This is a genomic window from Methyloceanibacter superfactus (assembly GCF_001723305.1).
In the GTDB taxonomy this organism is placed as follows: Bacteria; Pseudomonadota; Alphaproteobacteria; order Rhizobiales; family Methyloligellaceae; genus Methyloceanibacter; species Methyloceanibacter superfactus.
The window spans coordinates 89892-106246 of the sequence record NZ_LPWF01000029.1; the positions used below are offsets into that span (position 1 = coordinate 89892).

General features: G+C 64.6%; 14 protein-coding genes and 2 pseudogenes. 8 read left to right on the forward strand and 8 right to left on the reverse strand.

Annotated features, from left to right (window positions below; genetic code table 11):
* Positions 1-12: 12 nt before the first annotated feature.
* Together gatC and AUC69_RS11970 are read right to left on the reverse strand one after the other, a co-directional pair.
* Complete coding sequence (gene gatC / locus AUC69_RS11965) at positions 13-300, reverse strand: Asp-tRNA(Asn)/Glu-tRNA(Gln) amidotransferase subunit GatC (protein ID WP_069442353.1); 288 nt, start codon at positions 298-300, stop codon at positions 13-15.
* A gap of 105 nt (positions 301-405) precedes the next feature.
* Positions 406-1107, reverse strand: coding sequence for a metal-dependent hydrolase (locus AUC69_RS11970; RefSeq protein WP_069442402.1), 702 nt, complete (start codon positions 1105-1107; stop codon positions 406-408).
* A gap of 23 nt (positions 1108-1130) precedes the next feature.
* Here AUC69_RS11970 and ruvX point away from each other — a divergent pair, with 23 nt between their 5' ends.
* Entirely contained in the window at positions 1131-1619 is a 489-nt protein-coding gene (gene ruvX / locus AUC69_RS11975) for a Holliday junction resolvase RuvX (RefSeq protein WP_069442354.1), read from the forward strand.
* On the opposite strand, the gene AUC69_RS11980 is transcribed toward ruvX, so the two are convergent.
* A complete protein-coding gene (locus AUC69_RS11980) occupies positions 1616-2173 on the reverse strand; it encodes a disulfide bond formation protein B (RefSeq protein WP_069442355.1) in 558 nt (185 codons plus the stop codon). The genes ruvX and AUC69_RS11980 overlap by 4 nt on opposite strands.
* A 15-nt stretch (positions 2174-2188) precedes the next feature.
* Positions 2189-2344, reverse strand: coding sequence for a DUF5993 family protein (locus tag AUC69_RS17670; protein ID WP_204377325.1), 156 nt, complete (start codon positions 2342-2344; stop codon positions 2189-2191).
* A 239-nt stretch (positions 2345-2583) separates the two neighbouring features.
* Between AUC69_RS17670 and AUC69_RS11990 the strand changes: the two genes are divergently transcribed.
* The 4 genes and pseudogenes from AUC69_RS11990 (at position 2584) to dprA (ending at position 6651) form a co-directional block, all read left to right on the forward strand.
* Complete coding sequence (locus tag AUC69_RS11990; protein ID WP_069442357.1) at positions 2584-3537, forward strand: aspartate carbamoyltransferase catalytic subunit; 954 nt, start codon at positions 2584-2586, stop codon at positions 3535-3537.
* Between the two features lie 67 nt (positions 3538-3604).
* Positions 3605-4858 (forward strand): annotated as a pseudogene (gene pyrC / locus AUC69_RS11995) (dihydroorotase).
* A 31-nt stretch (positions 4859-4889) separates the two neighbouring features.
* Positions 4890-5525: a glycerol-3-phosphate 1-O-acyltransferase PlsY gene (gene plsY, locus AUC69_RS12000; RefSeq protein WP_069442358.1), complete on the forward strand. Its 636-nt coding sequence runs from the start codon at positions 4890-4892 to the stop codon at positions 5523-5525.
* Positions 5500-6651, forward strand: a complete 1152-nt coding sequence (dprA, locus tag AUC69_RS12005; protein ID WP_069442359.1) for a DNA-processing protein DprA — start codon at positions 5500-5502, stop codon at positions 6649-6651. Before plsY ends, dprA begins: the two co-directional genes overlap by 26 nt.
* A gap of 4 nt (positions 6652-6655) precedes the next feature.
* On the opposite strand, the gene AUC69_RS12010 is transcribed toward dprA, so the two are convergent.
* Positions 6656-6862, reverse strand: a complete 207-nt coding sequence (locus tag AUC69_RS12010) for a hypothetical protein (RefSeq protein WP_069442360.1) — start codon at positions 6860-6862, stop codon at positions 6656-6658.
* A gap of 263 nt (positions 6863-7125) precedes the next feature.
* On the opposite strand from AUC69_RS12010, the pseudogene topA reads away from it, so the two are divergent.
* The 3 genes and pseudogenes from topA to rpmG all read left to right on the forward strand — a co-directional run.
* Positions 7126-11912: pseudogene (gene topA / locus AUC69_RS18650) on the forward strand (type I DNA topoisomerase); the annotation flags it as partial.
* A gap of 361 nt (positions 11913-12273) precedes the next feature.
* Complete coding sequence (locus tag AUC69_RS12025) at positions 12274-12603, forward strand: DUF983 domain-containing protein (RefSeq protein ID WP_244500237.1); 330 nt, start codon at positions 12274-12276, stop codon at positions 12601-12603.
* Between the two features lie 62 nt (positions 12604-12665).
* Complete coding sequence (gene rpmG / locus AUC69_RS12030) at positions 12666-12833, forward strand: 50S ribosomal protein L33 (RefSeq protein WP_069442362.1); 168 nt, start codon at positions 12666-12668, stop codon at positions 12831-12833.
* 607 nt (positions 12834-13440) lie between these two features.
* Here rpmG and AUC69_RS12035 read toward each other — a convergent pair.
* The 3 genes from AUC69_RS12035 to AUC69_RS12045 all read right to left on the reverse strand — a co-directional run bounded on the left by AUC69_RS12035 (position 13441) and on the right by AUC69_RS12045 (position 16328).
* Positions 13441-14817 (reverse strand): PleD family two-component system response regulator, encoded by a 1377-nt coding sequence (locus AUC69_RS12035; RefSeq protein ID WP_069442363.1) that lies wholly within the window; start codon positions 14815-14817, stop codon positions 13441-13443.
* Positions 14818-14819: 2 nt separating this feature from the next.
* Complete coding sequence (locus tag AUC69_RS12040; protein ID WP_069442404.1) at positions 14820-15194, reverse strand: response regulator; 375 nt, start codon at positions 15192-15194, stop codon at positions 14820-14822.
* Positions 15195-15461: 267 nt separating this feature from the next.
* Positions 15462-16328, reverse strand: a complete 867-nt coding sequence (locus tag AUC69_RS12045) for a cell envelope integrity EipB family protein (RefSeq protein ID WP_069442405.1) — start codon at positions 16326-16328, stop codon at positions 15462-15464.
* Between the last annotated feature and the right edge of the window lie 27 nt (positions 16329-16355).

Consider the following 16355-nt stretch of genomic DNA (forward strand, 5'->3'; position numbering starts at 1 on the left):
AAGCCGGCTTCCCTACTCGACGATCTTGGGCACGACGAAATAATGATCGTCGGCCTTGGGCGCATTCTTAAGGATGTCGTCGGCGCAAAAGCCGTCGGTCACCTCGTCCTTGCGCTTCTTCATGGTCATGGCTTCCACCCGCGTCATGGCCTCTACCGCGGACGTATCGAGCTCATCAAGCTGGGCCACCCAATCGAGAATGCCGGAAAGCTCGGTCTCCAGCCGCGCCGCCTCCTCATCGGTGATGGCGATGCGGGCAAGGCGGGCAATGCGGCGGACTGTGGCGCTGTCGACGGACATGGCTGTGAGCTGGCTTCTCGAGGGGGGTTTCCGATGCGGCGTTCCTAGCACTGGGCCGAAAAACCGGCAACTTGGCTTGTCACCACGGCTTTAGGACCTAAAGCCTCACCCCTCGAAGGGAACCCCGACCTCGGGCACCAGGACCCTGTTTCCGCCCATCTCCGCGACAAACTTGTCCGCCGTCTGATCGATGACCGGAAAGGTCCCGTAGTGGCACGGCACCACGGTCTCGAAGTTGAAGAAGCGCTTGCAGGCGAGCGCCGCGGTCATGGCGCCCATGGTGTAGCGGTCGCCGATCGGCACGAAGCCGACTTGCGGCCGGTACAGCTCGCTGATCAGAGCCATGTCGGAGAAGATGTCGGTATCGCCCATATGGTAGGCCGTCTTGCCGTTGCGGGCCGCGACCACGATTCCGCACGGATTGCCGAGATAGACGGGGCGCCCATCCACCATGTTCGAAGACGAGTGCAACGCCGGCACGAAGGTAAGGTCGAAATCCTCGTGGGGGATGGTGCCGCCGGTATTGCCGGGATCGACCTTCTCGACCCCTTGCGCCTGGAGATAGCTGGCAAGCTCATGCACCGCGATAACGGGCGCGCCCGTTTCCTTGGCGATAGCGACGGTATTGCCGAGATGGTCCTCGTGGCCGTGGGTCAGGGCCACATGGGTCACGCCTTCCGTCACCTGGTCCATGGGAATGCCGGAGGTCTCGAAGATGGCGTTGCCGGTCAAAAACGGATCGATCAGGATACCGCTTGCGCCCGTGTCGATACGAAAGCAGGAATGACCGAACCACGTAATCTTCATCATCTCACCCCTTAGATTGTCCCGTGACAGCAGAACCACCCCTTCCTATCGAAGACTTGGCTTCGACGCTACAGCCCGGGGCCCGGCTGCTTGGCCTCGACGTCGGCACCAAGACCGTCGGGCTGGCGCTGTCCGACGTCACGCGCACGATCGCCACGCCCTATGAGACGCTGCGCCGCGGCAAGTTCACCGCCGACGCCAAGACCATTGCCGCAATGGTCGAAAAGCAAGGGGTCGGCGGCCTCGTCATCGGCCTCCCCTTCAATCTTGACGGGTCCGAGGGCCCCCGGGCGCAATCCACCCGCGCCTTCGCCCGCAACCTCGCCGTCCATGTCGCCGTGCCGATGGCATTTTGGGACGAGCGGCTGTCGACCGCGGCCGTGGAGCGTCATCTGATCGAGGCAAATGCCTCGCGCAAGCGCCGCGCCGAGGTGGTCGACCGCATGGCCGCCGCCTACATCCTGCAAGGCGCGCTCGACCGCATGAAGCGGTTCAGCGCACCCGCGGACTAGTTCGTCGCGGTCTCGAACAGCATGTAGTCTTTCGGACTGTCGGGGCAGAACCCGGCGCCGCACAGCGCCACGGTCGAGGCGACATTAGTCACCGCCAGCACGAGAAACATCAGAAGCGCCGTCAGCGGCAGCACCTTCAAGCGCATCGAAATGGGCTCGGCCCGGGAAAATTGCCGGTCGTCGAGTAGCATGACGGCGCAGCCCACGATCATCAGCGCGAAGGCGATGAACGCCCAGGTATAGAGATGCATCCCGAAGATCGCGTTGCCGTAGGACCCCGTGCCCGGAACGATGTGCAGCAGGATCTGGCGCATCGATATGATGCCGCCGGCGATCGCCCCGAGAATGGCGATGCCGTAATGGCTCGGCTTCGGACCGAAAAAGAGATTGAGCGCGATGCCGAAGCCGGCGGCGAAGAAGCCCGCCCGCTGCAGGATGCATAAGGGACACGGCAGGTCGCGGAACCACAACTGATCGACGAAAGCGAGGACCAGCACCGTATCGAGGGCGATCAGCGCCAAGGCATTGAGGAGCCTCGAAAGGTCGGCGGTCACGCTTACCTCCTGACGTCAGAGCCCGATATTCAGCACTTCGGTGACGTGGACGCGGAATAGCACGAGCATCACCACGAGTCCCACGACCCAGAAGCCCATGGCCACGCCGCGATGGCGCAGCCAAGCCGCACCCAACGCGCAGGCAAAGAAGAGGAAGGGTAAGCTCATCATCGCGCGGCTCTCCCGTTCGTCCCCCTGCCAGCGTTCATCGCCGCTGGCCTTTTTGATCTTATTGATTCGTTCAAGCTGCAACCTATGGAGAATCTGGGCACGCTGACAAGCCCCCAGTCATGGGGAATCTCCTTAAGGGCAAACCTTCCCGCCTGCGTCAGTGCCGTTAGGAACGGCTTACCTTAAATCCGTGCCCGCGCTTGATGCTTGGATCGCGCAGGCTTATACAGTGCCCTTTAATGAGCATTGCGGCAGAAGCTTCCACATCCTCCTTTCCTCACCGCCATCTTCTTGGAATCGAGGGTCTTTCGCGCTCCGAGATCACGGCGCTGCTCGACCTGTCCGAAGACGCCGCCAAGCTCGGCCGCCAAATCCATAAAAAGCGTGACGATCTCCGCGGCCGCACCCTGATCAATCTGTTCTTCGAGGCGTCCACCCGGACCCAAAGCTCGTTCGAGCTGGCCGGAAAACGGCTCGGCGCCGACGTGATGAATATGTCGATCCCCACCTCCTCCATCCAAAAGGGGGAGACCCTGATCGACACGGCGGTCACGCTGAATGCGATGCGTCCGGATCTCCTGGTGGTGCGCCATCATGCCGCCGGCGCGGTCGAGCTGCTCTCCCAGAAGGTGGATTGCTCGGTGATCAATGCCGGCGACGGCAGCCACGAGCATCCCACCCAAGCCCTGCTCGACGCGCTGACCATCCGCCGCCACAAGGACCGGCTCCAAGGGCTGATCGTGGCGATCTGCGGCGACATCCTGCACTCACGGGTCGCGCGCTCAAACATCCTCCTCCTCAACACGCTCGGCGCCCGGGTGCGCGTCATCGCCCCCTCCACCCTGCTCGGCGCCGGCATCGAGCGCCTCGGGGTCGAGGTCTTCACCTCCATGCGCGAGGGGCTGGCCGATGCGGACGTGGTCATGATGCTGCGCCTGCAGCGCGAGCGCATGGTGTCGAGCCTGATCCCCAGCACCCGGGAATATTTCCACTTCTTCGGGCTCGATTACGACAAGCTCGCCCGCGCCAAGCCGGACGCCTCATCATGCATCCCGGCCCCAAACCGGGGCGTGGAGATCGACTCCAACGTGGCCGACGATCCGCGCAGCGTCATCCGCGAGCAGGTCGAGATGGGCGTCGCCGTCCGCATGGCCGTGCTCCAGGCGCTTGCCCGCCACCTGCCGAACGAATGATCGCCATGCAAACCCACGACCACGATCATCGCAACCCGCACCGACCGCTCAGCCTCGTCACGCGCGGCTGATCGATCCGGCGACCGGCCTCGATGCCTTCGGCGGCCTGCTGATCGCCGACGGCGTCATCGCCGATCTCGGCATGCACATCACCGAAGGCTCGGTCGAGGGCGCCGAGTCTCTCGATTGTGGTGGCCGTACCGTGGCGCCCGGGCTCATCGACATGATGGTGTTCGCCGGCGAGCCCGGCCACGAGCACCGCGAGACGCTGGCGACGGCGAGCCGCGCCGCCGCGGCCGGCGGCGCACCACTATCTTATGTATGCCCAACACCGAGCCCGTCATCGACGACGTGGCGCTGGTCGACTTTATCTTGCGCCGCGCCCGCGACACCGCCCTCGTGCATGTCCATCCCATGGCGGCCATGACGCGCGATTTGCGCGGCGAGGAGATGGCGGAGATCGGTCTCCTTAAGGAGGCGGGCGCCATTGCCTTCACCAACGGCAAGACATCCGTCGCCAATGCGCGCGTCATGCGCAACGTGCTGGCTTACGCCAGGGATTACGGCGCGCTGATCGTCCACCACCTGGAGGATGCGCCCCTCACCCAGGACGGCGTGATGAACGAGGGTGAGGTGGCGACCCGGCTGGGCTTGCGCGGCATCCCGACCGCGGCCGAGACCATCGTGCTGGAGCGCGACATTCGTCTCGTCGAGCTGACGGGCGGCCGCTACCACGCCGGCCAGATTTCCGCCGCGCCTCGCTCGATGTCATCCGCGCCGCCAAGGCGCGCGGCCTGCCCGTCACCTGCGGCGTGTCCGTCAATCACCTCACGCTGAACGAGAACGACATCGGCTCCTACCGTACCTTCTTTAAGATGAAGCCGCGCTGCGCGCCGAAGACAGACCGGCGCGCCATGGTGGAGGGCGTGGCGAGCGGCGACATCGACGTGATCGTCTCCGCCCACGATCCGCGCGGCGCCGAAGGAAAGCGCCGCCCCTTCGCCGAGGCCGCCGAGTGCGCGGGGGGCCTGGAGACGCTACTGGGCGCCGCCTTGCGCCTCTATCACAACGGCGAGGTCACCTTGCACCGCTTGCTCGAGGCGCTGTCCGCCAACCCGGCCCAGCTCCTCGATCTCGGCAGTGGCCGCTTGTCCAAGGGCGCGCCGCCGACCTCGTCCTCATGGATCTCGAAATGCCCTGGACGGTCGAGCCCGAGCGGCTTTGCTCGAAATCCAAGAACACGCCTTTCGACGGAGCGCGCCTCGAGGGCCGGGCGCTCGTCACATTCGTTGCCGGACGTCCCGTCTATCACTACGGTTGAACAGCCTCGCGGCATTGAAAGGGGATGATCGATGCCCGCTTCCGAGGACTGGAGCGCCGTTCTCCCGTTCATGCTGGGATTATGCCTCTTCAGCTTTGTCGTCGGCTATCTGCTCGGCTCGATTCCGTTCGGCCTGATCCTTACCAAGCTCTCCGGCGGCGGCGACGTTCGCAAGATTGGCTCCGGCAATATCGGTGCGACCAACGTCCTGCGCACCGGCAATAAGCCTCTGGCCGCGCTCACCCTGTTGCTCGACGTGCTGAAGGGCACCGCCGCCGTTTTGATCGGCGCGCAATTTGGCCCCGCGGCCGCGGTCGCCGCAGGGCTCGGGGCATTCCTCGGTCATCTCTTTCCGGTCTGGCTCGGCTTTCGCGGCGGCAAGGGCGTGGCCACCTTTATCGGCGTGGCGCTCGGCCTGTATTGGCCGGCCGCGGTCGCCTTCTGCGTGGTTTGGCTCCTGGTCGCCGTCACCACCCGCTATTCTTCCCTCTCGGCACTGGTGGCGAGCGCCGCCACGGTTTGTGCGTTCGCCGTCACCGGCAGATGGTGGCTCGCGGCGCTGTTCTTCGTGCTCACCATCCTTCTTTATGTCCGCCATGCCGCGAATATCGAGCGGCTGATGAAGGGCCAGGAGACGCGCATTGGTCAGAGCAAGCAAGGAAGCTAGAGCCGGCGCGCGCCTCAACGCCCGTCAGCGCCTCGCTTGGCTGAGGCTAATTCGCAGCGAGAATGTCGGCCCAGCCACGTTCCGCGCCCTGGTCAACCAATTCGGCGGCGCGGAAGCCGCCATCGAGGCCCTGCCGGCGCTTTCCAGACGTGGTGGCCGCGCGCAAGCCATCCGTCTATGCAGCGCGGCGGAAGCCGAGGCGGAGATCGATGCGGCGGATCGGATCGGTGCGCATCTCGTGGCGCTCGGCGAGCCCGGCTACTCGCCGGCGCTGGCGCAGGTCGATGCCCCGCCGCCGCTCATATACGTGAAAGGCCGTCTCGATCTTGCGGACATGCCGATCGTCGCCATCGTCGGCGCGCGCAACGGCTCTGCCGTCGGTCAGAAATTCACCCGCCAGATCGCCAACGAGCTCGGCCTCGAGGGTTTCGTCGTCGCCTCGGGGCTCGCCCGCGGCATCGACACTGCCGCGCACACCGCAGCGCTCGATCACGGCACCATTGCCGTGGTCGCGGCGGCATCGACATCATCTATCCGCCGGAGAATGAACGGTTTGCAGCAGGCGATCGGCGAGCAAGGTCTCCTCGTCAGCGAACGTGCTCCCGGTTTCTCACCGCGCGGCAAGGACTTCCCACGCCGCAATCGGCTGATCTCCGGCATCTCCCTGGGCGTCGTCGTGGTCGAGGCCGCGGAGCGCTCCGGCTCGCTGATCACCGCCCGGCTCGCCGGCGAACAAGGACGCGAAGTCTTCGCCGTACCGGGAAGTCCGCTCGACCCGCGGGCAACCGGCACCAACAACCTGTTGAAGCAAGGCGCGACGCTGGTCACCAGCACGGCCGACATCGTCGAAACCCTGGCCCCGATCCTGGGACGCGCCCCGGCCCCACCAGCCATCGAGCTCTCGTCTTCGGACGCGCAGGAGACACCCGCCCCTCTTCCCGATGTCGAGCCGACCGAGCGCAGCATCGTGATCGGCGCCCTCGGGCCGTCTCCCGTCGATATCGACGAGTTGATCCGGGCCACCGGCGTCGAGACACGAAAGGTGCATATCATCCTGTTGGAACTCGACCTGGCCGGCAGGCTGCAACGCCATGGACAGCAGCTCGTCTCGCTGACCGGATCGTGACGCCTCAGTCGCGCTCCGACTTTTCGTCCTTGGCCTCTTCCAGGGCGACACCGATTAGATAACCCAGGAACGGCAACTGGGCGCGATGCGCCACGAGGCGCAAGCCTTCGAGCAACGACGCGATATATTCCGCCGCCTCCTGGCGCTTTGGTGCGGATGCCCCGCCGAGCTGGTCCGCGCTTTCCGGAGGCTGGGCGTTGGACCCTGCCATTCCATTTCGCCTTGCTTCGTGCTCATTGGCCCCCATCGCCGACCCCCGAATCGCTGTATTCGGCGGCAGTTGCCGCATCAAGAGCACACTTCAGTTTAACATCCTATAGTTGTTATTAGTTAGTATACACAGCTAGAAGTTGTCAATCGTCCGTTCGCTGAATTTGACAGCGGCGGTTCGAGTCACCATTTTCGGCGCGTACAAGGGTCGATTCCGAACCCAACCCTGAGCCGGACGCTATTTCGCGCGGCTAGGAAGTCTCAATGAACATCGTCATCGTCGAATCGCCAGCCAAGGCAAAGACCGTCAACAAGTATCTCGGGTCCGGATACCGTGTGTTCGCATCCTATGGACACGTGCGCGACCTGCCCTCGAAGAACGGCTCGGTCCTGCCGGACAACGACTTCGAGATGCTGTGGGATGTCGACCCAAAAGCCGCCAAGCGTCTGAGCGAGATCGCTCAGGCCGTGAAGGGCGCCGACAAGCTGATCCTCGCCACCGACCCGGACCGCGAGGGTGAAGCTATCTCCTGGCATGTGCTGCAAGTGCTCGACCGCAAGAAGGTGCTCGGCAAGATCCCCGTCGAGCGCGTGGTGTTCAATGCCGTCACCAAGGAAGCGGTGCTCGAGGCCATGCGCCATCCCCGCGAGATCGACGGACCACTGGTCAACGCGTATCTCGCACGCCGGGCGTTGGACTATCTCGTCGGCTTCACCCTGTCGCCCGTGCTGTGGCGCAAGCTGCCGGGCGCCCGCTCCGCCGGCCGGGTGCAGTCGGTGGCGCTCAGGCTCGTGTGCGACCGCGAGCTCGAGATCGAGAAATTCAAGACTCAGGAATATTGGTCGATCATCGCCGAGCTCGCGACCGGCAAGGCCGAGACCTTCCAGGCAGACTTGTCTCGGCCGAAGACAAGAAGCTCGAGAAGTTCGACATCCCCGACCAAGAGACCGCCGAGCGGCTCAAAGCCGCGCTCGAAGGCGGCCGCTTCACCGTCGGCAACATCGAGAGCAAATCGCAGCGCCGCAATCCGGCTGCGCCCTTCACCACCTCGACGCTCCAGCAAGAGGCGTCGCGCAAACTCGGCTTCTCGCCGCGCCAGACCATGCAGCTCGCGCAGCGGCTCTATGAGGGCGTCGATCTCGGCGGCGAGGCCGAAGGTCTCATCACCTATATGCGAACCGACGGCGTGCAAATCGTGCCCGAAGCCGTGAGCGCGATCCGCAATCTGGTCACCGGCCTTTACGGCAACCGCTACGTGCCACCCTCGCCGCGCCAATACGAGGCGAAGGCCAAGAACGCGCAAGAAGCCCATGAGGCAATCAGGCCCACGGATTTCAGCAAGGCGCCCGAGAAGGTCAGCCGCTATCTCGAGCCGGACGCCGCCAAGCTTTACAAGCTTATCTGGCAGCGCACCCTCGCAAGCCAAGCCTCGAGCGCGGAGATCGAGCGCACCTCCGCCGATATTGATGTCGCCGGCAAGGACGGCAAACCTTACGGCGTCCGCGCCACCGGGTCGGTCATCCGCTTCGACGGCTTCCTCAAGATCTACGAGGAAGGCGTCGACGACGTCGTTGGCGAGGATGGCGCCCTGCCCGCCTTGTCCCAAGGCGACGCACTCGATCCGCGTACCATCGAAGCCAAGCAGCACTTCACCGAGCCGCCGCCGCGCTACAGCGAGGCGACGCTCATCAAGAAGATGGAAGAGCTCGGCATCGGCCGGCCGTCCACCTACGCCACGACCCTCAACGTGCTCCGCGAGCGCGATTATGTCCGCATCGACAAGAAGCGGCTCTATCCGGAAGACAAGGGACGCCTGGTCACCGCCTTCCTCGAAAGCTTCTTCAAGCGTTACGTCGAATATGATTTCACGGCCGACCTCGAGGAGAAGCTCGATCTGATCTCCGCGGGCGAGCTCGAATGGAAGGACGTGCTGCGCGACTTCTGGCGCGACTTCATCGGCGCGGTGAACGAGATCGGCGATCTCCGCATCACCCAGGTGCTCGACGCGCTCAACGATCTGCTCGGGCCCCATATCTTCCCCGACACGGGCCAAGGCGGCGACACCAGGGCATGCCCGTCCTGCGGCGAAGGCCGCTTGAGCCTCAAGGTTGGCAAGTTCGGCGCCTTCGTCGGCTGCTCCAACTATCCCGATTGCCGCTATACGCGGCAGCTCGCCGAAACCGGCGACAAGGCCGCTCTCGCCGACGGCAAGGTCCTCGGCACCGATCCCGACACAGGCCTCGAGGTGAGTGTCCGCACCGGCCGCTTCGGGCCTTACGTTCAGCTCGGCGAGGCCGTTGACGGCGAGAAGCCCAAGCGCGGGTCGATCCCCAAAGGCAACGATCCCGACGCCATCGATCTGTCGCGCGCGCTACAGCTCTTGTCTCTGCCGCGCGAGGTGGGCATCCATCCCGAGACCGGCAAGCCGATCTTGGCCGGCTACGGCCGCTATGGGCCCTATGTCCTCCATGACGGGAAATATGCGAGCCTGAGCACGCCCGAGGAGGTTTTCGAGGTCGGCGCCAATCGCGCCATCAGCCTCCTGGCCGAGAAGGCCGCGAACCGGAGCCCGCGCGGCGCCACCGTTATCAAGGAACTCGGCGAGCACCCGGAAGGCGGCGGCAAGGTGCAAGTGCTGAGCGGCCGCTACGGGCCCTATGTGAAGCACGCCAAGATCAATGCCACCCTGCCCAAGGACCGCGAGCCCGAACAGGTCACCATGGAAGAGGCAGTGGAACTGATCGCCGCCAGGGCCGCCAAGGGGCCGGCCAAGAAGAAGGTGGCGAAGAAGGCGCCAGCCAAGAAGACCGCGGCTAAGAGGACGGCGAAGAAGGCCGTGCGCAAGACCGGCAAAGCCGGCAAGAGCAAGGAGGCCGCCGAGGAGGCGGCGAGCTAAGCGGCGCACGTGGCCAGACCGAAACAGCCTGCCCCCAAAAAGAAGGCGGCGCCCGCCAAGAGCGGGAGCAAGGCCGCGGGCAAGCTTCCGTCCAAGCAAGAGATCCTCGACTTCTTGAAAGAGTCGACCGCGCAGGCCGGCAAGCGCGAGATCGCCCGCGCCTTCGGCATCAAGGGCGCCGAGCGCATTGCGCTCAAGGCGCTCTTGCGCGACAGGCCGATGAAGGCTCATCGAAGGCTCCAGCGGAAGCTGTCGCGGCCCGGCGACCTGCCGCCGGTCACCGTGCTGGAGATCACGGCCCGCGACGCGGACGGCGAATTCATCGCCAGGCCGGCGACGTGGGACGAGGAGCACGGCACACCACCCCGCATTCTCATGGTCGAGAGCAAGCGCGATGGGGCTGTTGCGGCGGCGGGCATCGGCGATCGGGTGCTGGCGGCGCCTCACCGCGCTCGGCGCCGACGCCGACTATCCCTACCAGGCACGCACCATCAAACGTCTGCCGCGGACCACGCGCAGCCTGCTCGGCATCTTCCGCGCGCTGAAGGACGGCCGCGGCGTCATCGACCCGTCGACAAGAAGCAGCTGAAAGAATGGACGGTGCCGCGCGGCTCGACCGGCGATGCGGAGAACGGCGAGCTCGTGCGCTTCGAGATGGCGCGCTCGGCGCGCTACGGCATCCCGACCGCCCGCGTCGTCGAACGGCTCGGTAACCCGGAAGCGCAGCAGGCCACGAGCCTCATCGCTATTCATGCCCACGGCATTCCCGACACATTTCCGACGGCGGTGATCGCCGCGGCCGACGCCGCCAAGGAGCCCGAGCTCGGCCGCCGCGAGGACTTACGGGATATCCCCTTGGTCACCATCGACCCGTCCGACGCGCGCGACCATGACGACGCGGTGTGGGCGGAAGCCGATCCCGATCCGAAGAACCGGGGCGGCTGGGTCGTCATCGTCGCCATCGCCGATGTCTCCCACTACGTCACGCCGGGCAGCCCACTCGATGAGGAAGCGCGCAAACGAGGAAACTCCGTCTATTTTCCCGATCGCGTCGTGCCGATGCTGCCCGAGCGCATCTCCAACGACCTCTGCTCGCTGAAAGAGGACGTGGCGCGCCCTTGCCTCGCCGTCCGCATGACCTTCGACAAGGACGGGCGGAAGCTAAGGCATCGCTTCGTCCGCGGGCTGATGCGCTCCGCCGCGAGCCTCAGCTACGAGCAGGCGCAAGCCGCCATCGACGGCCGCACGGACGAGACGACAGGCCCCCTGTTCGACACCGTTCTGCGACCGCTCTGGGGCGCCTATGCGAGCCTCGTGCTGGCGCGAACCGAGCGTGGGCCGCTCGATCTCGATCTGCCGGAGCGCAAGATCCTGCTCGACGACAAAGGCAAGGTCCGCGGCGTGACCACCCCGCCGCGCCTCGATGCCCATCGGCTGATCGAGGAGTTCATGATCGCCGCCAACGTGGCCGCCGCCGAGACCTGGGAGGCCAAGCGCACGCCGCTGATCTACCGCGTCCATGACGAGCCGTCGAAAGAGAAGCTCGCTTCACTGGCTGAGTTCCTGGCCACGATCGGCCTCAAGCTCCCCAAGGCGGGCACGCTGAGGCCGGCCCAGTTCAATCGCATCCTGGCGGAAACGCGGGCGACGCCCACGGCCGATCTCGTCGCCGAGGTGGTGCTGCGAAGTCAGTCGCAAGCGGAATACAGCCCGAACAATTTCGGCCACTTCGGGCTCAACCTGCGCCGCTACGCCCATTTCACCTCGCCGATCCGCCGCTATGCGGACCTCATCGTGCATCGCGCGCTGATCCGGGCCCTCGATCTGGGCGCCGGCGGCTTGACCGACACCGAGATCGGCGAGCTGGAGGAAATCGCCACCGCTATTTCCGCCACCGAGCGCCGGGCCATGGCGGCCGAACGCGATACCACCGACCGCCTCATCGCCGCCTATCTGGCGACCCGGATCGGCGCGCAGTTCCCGGCCCGCGTCTCAGGCCTGGTGCGGACGGGCCTGTTCGTACGTCTGGCCGAGACGGGCGCGGACGGGTTCGTGCCCGCCTCAGGCATCGGCCACGAATATTTCTACCATGACGAGGTCAGGCAGGCGCTGGTGGGCGAGGATACCGGGCTTGCCTATCAGCTCGGCGACCCCGTGGACGTCCGGCTGGTGGAGGCGATCCCGACTGCGGGGGCGCTACGCTTTGACATGTTGAGCGAAGGGCGCAAGATCGGTATCAAGCCTGGCCGCCCGAGAAACACGGGCTTTCAGGGCCGCCCACAGACAAAGGGCCGTCCGCAAGCAAAGGGACGCCCGAAAACCAAGGGCAAGGGCCGGGCCCCCCGCAAGCGCCGGTGATCGGCGATAGCGCTGCCATGAAGGGATGACGGAATGCAGAAGTCAGTTGAGCCCGCGCGGCCGCACCAGCATAACGGCCGATCGACGGGCCCCGCGACGTCTGGCAATCGCTGTTCCGGGTGCCCGGCTCAAATGCCCGGCCTGCGGCACGGGCGCCATGTTCCACCGCTATCTGAAGGTGTCGGATGACTGCCCCCATTGTGGCGAGGCATTGCATCATCACCGCGACGACGCGCCGACCTATTTCACCATCGTCATTGTCGGCCATGTGGTGGTCAGCCTGGTTCTGGCCGTGGAGATGGCCTACCGCCCGCCCATGTGGCTTCATGCGGCGCTATGGCTGCCCCTGACCGTCCTTCTGGCGCTCGTTGTGCTGGCGCCGGTCAAGGGAGCGCTGGTCGGCCTGCAATGGGCCCTTCTGATGCATGGCTTCGATCCCGAGGCCAAAGAGGAGCTCGGCGACCAGTTCGCCCCACCCTCGTCTTGACTTCCAGCCGCGACCTATTAGGTTCCGCCGAAAATCCGTTATAGCGATTACCCGAGGACGACATGGCCAAGCCCGTCACCCAGAAGATCAAGCTCGTGAGCAGCGCCGGCACGGGCTATTACTACGTGACCAAGAAGAATCCGCGCAATCAGACCGAAAAGCTCATCTTCAAGAAGTACGATCCGGTCGCGCGCAAGCACGTAGAATTCAAGGAAGCCAAGATCAAATAAGGCCTTTGGCGCGCCGATAGACTTGGCCCTGCCCAGGGGCAGGTCTCGGCAAGCCACGCCAATGGTCCGCCCGGCGCGCACCACTGCCTGCCGCATGGGCAGCCGCCCCTCGTCGCGAGAAACGCGGCGAAGAACCCCAAATTTTCGAGAAGAAGCCAGTAGACCGGCGAATAAGGGTGGCCGGCCGAAACGCGGCGCTTACGAGGAGGCCACTCAACCGCGTTCCGGCCAGCCGAACCCCACGGACCCAGGAGATGCGGCGGACCTGAGCACTCCGTAGGGTTATTCTGAGGTTTGGAAGGAAACGTTCAGGAAGGCGCGCCGGTTCTCCGCGCTAGCCCCCTAGCCATTTCTCGCTCCGCACCAATTCAGTCTGAACTAAGTCAAATCATAAAAACAATCGACAGAGGAACGAAATCAATCGTCTCCTTGTACTTAATATGACAAAAAATGAGCGAGTGTAAAGCCTTAAGCATAAGGCCTCAGTTCCAAGGTCAAGTGGCAAATCAGCAAGCCGACTGGCCTCGGGCGAGATCGGAGACAATTGGGCGCAAAAGTGATTCGCCCGCCCGGCCGCATCGGGGCGCCGGCACCACTGATGGGTCCGCTACGCCGCGTCGGCGACGACCCGGTTTCGTCCGTCACGCTTGGCGCAGTAAAGCGCCTGGTCCGCCCGCTTCAGAATGAGGTCGGGGGTATCGTCCGGGAATTCCAGTGCGGCGACACCCACGCTTGCGGTGACATCGAGACCGCCAATCCGCTCACCGGCGAAGAACGGCGCGGTGGCAATGCATTGTCTGAGCCGCTCGCCAACCACATAGGCCTTGGCGAGATCCGTATCCGGCATCACGACGACGAACTCCTCGCCCCCGAGCCGGCAGGCAAGATCGATCCCCCGAATATTGCGCCGCAAGCGCGCGGCGAATTCGCGCAGAACTGAATCCCCCGCGTCATGGCCGTGACTGTCGTTGATCACCTTGAAGTGGTCGATGTCGAGCACGAGGACCGAAAGCGGCTTGCCGCGCTGAGCCGACTCCTCGAATAAGGTCTTCAAGTGACTGGCCATGTAGCGCCGATTATGGAGCGCCGTCAGCGGATCGAGGATCGCCATCTCGACGGTCTCTTCGAGTCGCGTGCGCAAGTGGTCCGTATACCGCTTGCGCTTGATCTGCGTGCGCACGCGCGACAGCAGCTCGTTCGGATCGACCGGCCGCACGATATAGTCGTTCACGCCCATATCGAGTCCGCGAAGCAGGCGTGCCTCCTCCCCCGGCTCGACGACGATCATGATGGGCAAATGCCGGGTCCGGTCGAGCGACCGCATTTGCGAGCAGAGCCTCAAGCCGTCGGCATTCTCCAGATTGAGACTGACGATCATGAGGTCGAAATTGCCGTCTGGCACTTCCAGCAAAGCGCGCGCCGGATCGGCCTCGCGCTCCACATATTGCTCTTCCTCGAGCGCCTTCATGATGCGCTCGGCCGCGCGCTCGCGGTCCTCGACCAGCATCACGCGGCCGCCGCGTCCGGCTTCCTCGAGCCGCGCGCCCATGACCGCGGCGAATCCCATCTGCTCCTCGGTCGAGGCACGCATCAGCATCTCGTCGGTGAGCAGCTTGAGCCGTGCCAGATTCTTGACCCGGGTGACGAGTGCGAGATCGTCGACCGGTTTCGTCAGGAAATCGTCGGCGCCGGCTTCGAGCCCCTTCACGCGGTCGGTGGGTTGGTCCAGCGCCGTCACCATGATGACGGGGATATGCTGCGTGCGGGGTTCGGCCTTGAGCCGGCGGCAGACCTCGAAGCCGTCCATGCCGGGCATCATCACGTCGAGTAGGACGACATCCGTTCCCTCGCGCGTGCAGATCTGCAGCGCTTCCGGGCCGCTATGGGCGGTGCGCACCTCGAAATACTCGGCGGTGAGCCGGGCTTCGAGCAGTTTTACATTGGCGTCGACATCGTCGACTACGAGACGCGCGCCGTCATTTATCCCTACCGTGCTTCACCAATGAACTGCCTGACCGTTTCGAGGAACATCGCCACGGAGATGGGCTTCGAGATGTAGGCCTCGCAACCGCCTTCGCGAATGCGTTCCTCGTCGCCCTTCATGGCGAAGGCCGTGACGGCCACCACGGGAATCTCCCGCAGGTGATCGTCTTCCTTGAGCCACTTCGTCACTTCGAGGCCGGAGACCTCGGGCAACTGGATATCCATAAGAATGAGATCGGGGCGGTGCTCGCGCGCGAGCTCAAGCGCCTCCATGCCGTTACGGGTCTGGAGCGTCTTGTAGCCATGGGCGTCGAGGAGGTCGTGGAAGAGCTTCATGTTCAGCTCGTTGTCCTCGACAATCAAGACAGTCTTGGTCATTGGCATCGGCCCCGGCGATTCGGTCCGTCCATGATCGGCGATCTGGTCATATTGTGCCATGGCAGCTGGAGCCGACCTGACCTTCCAGAACATTGAAGTCCGTCCCCCGTGTTGCGCGGAGTGTCGCCGCCAACCTGTAACCAAACCCTTTAGAGGCCCGGCAAAACGGGCCGAAAACCTTGGCTTTGTCATTCTGGGACGCGCCGAAGCCGCTGCGCGGGCTATCAACCCCCGCGCGCGCGCCAATTGCCATGCAACCTAGGGTGCCTAACGGCAATCTTTGGCCTGAAGATATTCGAGCGAGGTGAGCGTGCCCTGGATCGAGAAGTCGCCGTAGTCGATCAACAGTTCGCGGCTGACGCCGTTCTCATAGAGACGGAAATCGATCTGATAGCTCGGCGTGAGGTCACCGTTCTTCGGCTCGAAATAGCCGATCGACACGGGCCATGAGGGAAGCTCACCGAGCTTCTTCTCCTTGGCCGGCGCTTCGAGCTTCGTCTCGTCGGCGCCCGGCTTGACGACCGTGCCGATAAACGCCGTCGTCTCGTAAACCTTCCGCCCCTTCTCCGAGCCGTCGTAGATCCGGGCTTGGAACAAGGACTGCCCGGAGACGGCTTTTTCGATCAACGCGATGCTGTGCTGGGTAGGAAAGAAGACCTGGCCCGACAGATCGAGCTCGGCGCGCGACGGCTGGCTGAGATTGACCTTCACGGTCTCGCTGGGATCCGCGCGGACCGCGCGCCCCATGGTGACGTCGCCAAGCTTGTCGTTCAGATACTGCGCCGACTGGAAGCGGAACTTCTTGCCGTCGCCCTGCTCCCAAGTCGAGGAGCGCAGATCCGTCAAGTTCGTCTGGCCTTGCGTGTCGGTCATCTGCGTGACCATGCGCATGTTGAGCGAGTAGCCGTCGCAAGGCGAGCCGGTGAATTCGAACACCATGCGCCCGTCGATCCCGGTGATGCCGGACGCGGAGCGCGCGCCGTCCAGCGTCATCTCATAGATGGCGCGATGCGGAACGAGCTTGCTCGGCGCCTTGGCCGCGAGCGCGGACGCTTGTTGCGGAAACGCGCAAGCCAGCCCACCAGCCGCCGCGAGGGCCGCCACCAGCGCCAGTGTCCGTTTCACAGCCAGCATGCTCTTCGCCCCGCTTCTGCGTCTCCC

Coding starts and splice junctions, on each gene's coding strand:
- gatC (WP_069442353.1), bottom strand. CDS start 300: ATGTCCGTCGACAGCGCCACAGTCCGCCGCATTGCCCGCCTTGCCCGC.
- AUC69_RS11970 (WP_069442402.1), bottom strand. CDS start 1,107: ATGAAGATTACGTGGTTCGGTCATTCCTGCTTTCGTATCGACACGGGC.
- AUC69_RS17670 (WP_204377325.1), bottom strand. CDS start 2,344: ATGATGAGCTTACCCTTCCTCTTCTTTGCCTGCGCGTTGGGTGCGGCT.
- AUC69_RS11990 (WP_069442357.1), top strand. CDS start 2,584: ATGAGCATTGCGGCAGAAGCTTCCACATCCTCCTTTCCTCACCGCCAT.
- plsY (WP_069442358.1), top strand. CDS start 4,890: ATGCCCGCTTCCGAGGACTGGAGCGCCGTTCTCCCGTTCATGCTGGGA.
- AUC69_RS12010 (WP_069442360.1), bottom strand. CDS start 6,862: ATGGCAGGGTCCAACGCCCAGCCTCCGGAAAGCGCGGACCAGCTCGGC.
- AUC69_RS12025 (WP_244500237.1), top strand. CDS start 12,274: ATGTTCCACCGCTATCTGAAGGTGTCGGATGACTGCCCCCATTGTGGC.
- rpmG (WP_069442362.1), top strand. CDS start 12,666: ATGGCCAAGCCCGTCACCCAGAAGATCAAGCTCGTGAGCAGCGCCGGC.
- AUC69_RS12040 (WP_069442404.1), bottom strand. CDS start 15,194: ATGACCAAGACTGTCTTGATTGTCGAGGACAACGAGCTGAACATGAAG.
- AUC69_RS12045 (WP_069442405.1), bottom strand. CDS start 16,328: ATGCTGGCTGTGAAACGGACACTGGCGCTGGTGGCGGCCCTCGCGGCG.